This window comes from Bacillus sp. 5w2 (assembly GCF_054353775.1).
The window spans coordinates 1-4,680 of sequence record NZ_JBTIWT010000039.1 but is presented as its reverse complement, the minus strand read 5'-3'; the positions used below and the strand labels follow the sequence as shown (position 1 = coordinate 4,680).

The 4,680-nt window shown below is 51.3% G+C and carries 2 rRNA genes; both read right to left on the bottom strand.

From position 1 onward, the window contains the following. Nucleotides 1–2: 2 nt before the first annotated feature. A 23S ribosomal RNA gene (locus tag ACXY7N_RS30195) occupies nt 3–2,924 on the bottom strand. 146 nt (nt 2,925–3,070) lie between these two features. Then, a 16S ribosomal RNA gene (locus ACXY7N_RS30190) occupies nt 3,071–4,622 on the bottom strand. Together the 16S and 23S rRNA genes form the textbook arrangement of a ribosomal RNA operon. Nucleotides 4,623–4,680: the final 58 nt, after the last annotated feature.

Below are 4,680 nucleotides of genomic sequence, written 5' to 3'. Positions count from 1 at the left end.
ATATGGTTAAGTCCTCGATCTATTAGTATTCGTCAGCTCCACATGTCACCATGCTTCCACCTCGAACCTATCAACCTGATCATCTTTCAGGGATCTTACTAGCTTACGCTATGGGAAATCTCATCTTGAGGGGGGCTTCATGCTTAGATGCTTTCAGCACTTATCCCTTCCGCACATAGCTACCCAGCTATGCCCTTGGCAGAACAACTGGTACACCAGCGGTGCGTCCATCCCGGTCCTCTCGTACTAAGGACAGCTCCTCTCAAATTTCCTACGCCCACGACGGATAGGGACCGAACTGTCTCACGACGTTCTGAACCCAGCTCGCGTACCGCTTTAATGGGCGAACAGCCCAACCCTTGGGACCGACTACAGCCCCAGGATGCGATGAGCCGACATCGAGGTGCCAAACCTCCCCGTCGATGTGGACTCTTGGGGGAGATAAGCCTGTTATCCCCGGGGTAGCTTTTATCCGTTGAGCGATGGCCCTTCCATGCGGAACCACCGGATCACTAAGCCCGACTTTCGTCCCTGCTCGACTTGTAGGTCTCGCAGTCAAGCTCCCTTATGCCTTTGCACTCTACGAATGATTTCCAACCATTCTGAGGGAACCTTTGGGCGCCTCCGTTACACTTTAGGAGGCGACCGCCCCAGTCAAACTGCCCACCTGACACTGTCTCCCGGGTCGATAAGACCCGTAGGTTAGAATTTCAATACAGTCAGGGCGGTATCCCACCAGCGCCTCCACCGAAGCTAGCGCTCCGGTTTCAATGGCTCCCGCCTATCCTGTACAAACTGTACCAAAATTCAATATCAGGCTACAGTAAAGCTCCACGGGGTCTTTCCGTCCTGTCGCGGGTAACCTGCATCTTCACAGGTACTATAATTTCACCGAGTCTCTGGTTGAGACAGTGCCCAAATCGTTACACCTTTCGTGCGGGTCGGAACTTACCCGACAAGGAATTTCGCTACCTTAGGACCGTTATAGTTACGGCCGCCGTTTACTGGGGCTTCAGTTCAGAGCTTCGCTTACGCTAACCCCTCTCCTTAACCTTCCAGCACCGGGCAGGTGTCAGCCCCTATACTTCGCCTTACGGCTTCGCAGAGACCTGTGTTTTTGCTAAACAGTCGCTTGGGCCTATTCACTGCGGCTTTCCGTTAAGAAAGCACCCCTTCTCCCGAAGTTACGGGGTCATTTTGCCGAGTTCCTTAACCAGAGTTCTCTCGCACACCTTAGGATTCTCTCCTCGCCTACCTGTGTCGGTTTGCGGTACAGGCACCTTTTATCTCGCTAGAAGCTTTTCTTGGCAGCGGGGAATCAAAGACTTCGCTCCATAAGGAGCTTCCCCATCACAGCTCAGCCTTCACGATAAGCGGATTTGCCTACTTATCAGCCTAACTGCTTGGACGTGCACAACCAATCGCACGCTTCTTCTATCCTTCTGCGTCCCTCCATTGCTCAAACGATAAAGAGGTGGTACAGGAATATCAACCTGTTGTCCATCGCCTACGCCTGTCGGCCTCGGCTTAGGTCCTGACTAACCCTGAGCGGACGAGCCTTCCTCAGGAAACCTTAGGCATTCGGTGGACGGGATTCTCACCCGTCTTTCGCTACTCATACCGGCATTCTCACTTCTAAGCGCTCCACCAGTCCTTCCGGTCTGACTTCACTGCACTTAGAACGCTCCCCTACCACTGATACCATTGGTATCAATTCGCAGCTTCGGTGGTGTATTTAGCCCCGGTACATTTTCGGCGCAGAGTCACTCGACTAGTGAGCTATTACGCACTCTTTAAATGGTGGCTGCTTCTAAGCCAACATCCTAGTTGTCTAAGCAACTCCACATCCTTTTCCACTTAATACACACTTTGGGACCTTAGCTGGCGATCTGGGCTGTTTCCCTCTTGACTACGGATCTTATCACTCGCAGTCTGACTCCTAAGGATAAGTCATTGGCATTCGGAGTTTGACTGAATTCGGTAATCCGATGAGGACCCCTAGTTCAATCAGTGCTCTACCTCCAAGACTCTTACACTTAAGGCTAGCCCTAAAGCTATTTCGGGGAGAACCAGCTATCTCCAGGTTCGATTGGAATTTCTCCGCTACCCACACCTCATCCCCGCACTTTTCAACGTGCGTGGGTTCGGGCCTCCATTCAGTGTTACCTGAACTTCACCCTGGACATGGGTAGATCACCTGGTTTCGGGTCTACGACCACGTACTAAACGCCCTATTCAGACTCGCTTTCGCTGCGGCTCCGTCTCTTCAACTTAACCTCGCACGGGATCGTAACTCGCCGGTTCATTCTACAAAAGGCACGCCATCACCCATTAACGGGCTCTGACTATTTGTAGGCACACGGTTTCAGGATCTCTTTCACTCCCCTTCCGGGGTGCTTTTCACCTTTCCCTCACGGTACTGGTTCACTATCGATCACTAGGGAGTATTTAGCCTTGGGAGATGGTCCTCCCAGATTCCGACGGAATTTCACGTGTTCCGCCGTACTCAGGATACATTCAAGAGAGAACGAAGTTTCGACTACGGGGTTGTTACCCTCTACGACGGACCTTTCCAGGTCGCTTCGTCTACCTCGTTCCTTTGTAACTCCGTATAGAATGTCCTACAACCCCAAGAGGCAAGCCTCTTGGTTTGGGCTATGTTCCGTTTCGCTCGCCGCTACTCAGGAAATCGCATTTGCTTTCTCTTCCTCCAGGTACTTAGATGTTTCAGTTCCCTGGGTCTGTCTTCCTTACCCTATGTATTCAGGTAAGGATACCATACCATTACGTATGGTGGGTTTCCCCATTCGGAAATCTTCGGATCAAAGCTTACTTACAGCTCCCCGAAGCATATCGGCGTTAGTCCCGTCCTTCATCGACTCCTAGTGTCAAGGCATCCACCGTGCGCCCTTTCTAACTTAACCAAACTAAAAATTAAAAAATATGAGCTACACTGTTATCTAGTTTTCAAAGAACATACATTTATATATGAGAGATAGTTCTCTCAAAACTGAACAAAACGAAACACGGAAACTTATATTGATGAACAGCGTTCATCAATTCTCCATAGAAAGGAGGTGATCCAGCCGCACCTTCCGATACGGCTACCTTGTTACGACTTCACCCCAATCATCTGTCCCACCTTAGGCGGCTGGCTCCATAAAGGTTACCCCACCGACTTCGGGTGTTACAAACTCTCGTGGTGTGACGGGCGGTGTGTACAAGGCCCGGGAACGTATTCACCGCGGCATGCTGATCCGCGATTACTAGCGATTCCAGCTTCATGTAGGCGAGTTGCAGCCTACAATCCGAACTGAGAACGGTTTTATGAGATTAGCTCCACCTCGCGGTCTTGCAGCTCTTTGTACCGTCCATTGTAGCACGTGTGTAGCCCAGGTCATAAGGGGCATGATGATTTGACGTCATCCCCACCTTCCTCCGGTTTGTCACCGGCAGTCACCTTAGAGTGCCCAACTTAATGATGGCAACTAAGATCAAGGGTTGCGCTCGTTGCGGGACTTAACCCAACATCTCACGACACGAGCTGACGACAACCATGCACCACCTGTCACTCTGCTCCCGAAGGAGAAGCCCTATCTCTAGGGTTTTCAGAGGATGTCAAGACCTGGTAAGGTTCTTCGCGTTGCTTCGAATTAAACCACATGCTCCACCGCTTGTGCGGGCCCCCGTCAATTCCTTTGAGTTTCAGCCTTGCGGCCGTACTCCCCAGGCGGAGTGCTTAATGCGTTAACTTCAGCACTAAAGGGCGGAAACCCTCTAACACTTAGCACTCATCGTTTACGGCGTGGACTACCAGGGTATCTAATCCTGTTTGCTCCCCACGCTTTCGCGCCTCAGTGTCAGTTACAGACCAGAAAGTCGCCTTCGCCACTGGTGTTCCTCCATATCTCTACGCATTTCACCGCTACACATGGAATTCCACTTTCCTCTTCTGCACTCAAGTCTCCCAGTTTCCAATGACCCTCCACGGTTGAGCCGTGGGCTTTCACATCAGACTTAAGAAACCACCTGCGCGCGCTTTACGCCCAATAATTCCGGATAACGCTTGCCACCTACGTATTACCGCGGCTGCTGGCACGTAGTTAGCCGTGGCTTTCTGGTTAGGTACCGTCAAGGTGCCAGCTTATTCAACTAGCACTTGTTCTTCCCTAACAACAGAGTTTTACGACCCGAAAGCCTTCATCACTCACGCGGCGTTGCTCCGTCAGACTTTCGTCCATTGCGGAAGATTCCCTACTGCTGCCTCCCGTAGGAGTCTGGGCCGTGTCTCAGTCCCAGTGTGGCCGATCACCCTCTCAGGTCGGCTACGCATCGTTGCCTTGGTGAGCCGTTACCTCACCAACTAGCTAATGCGACGCGGGTCCATCCATAAGTGACAGCCGAAGCCGCCTTTCAATTTCGAACCATGCAGTTCAAAATATTATCCGGTATTAGCCCCGGTTTCCCGGAGTTATCCCAGTCTTATGGGCAGGTTACCCACGTGTTACTCACCCGTCCGCCGCTAACTTCTTGAGAGCAAGCTCTCAATCCATTCGCTCGACTTGCATGTATTAGGCACGCCGCCAGCGTTCATCCTGAGCCAGGATCAAACTCTCCAATAAAGTTAGTTTGTCTAGCATCTAAAAATAAAAATTGACGTTTCACGTTGTTTGTTTCGTT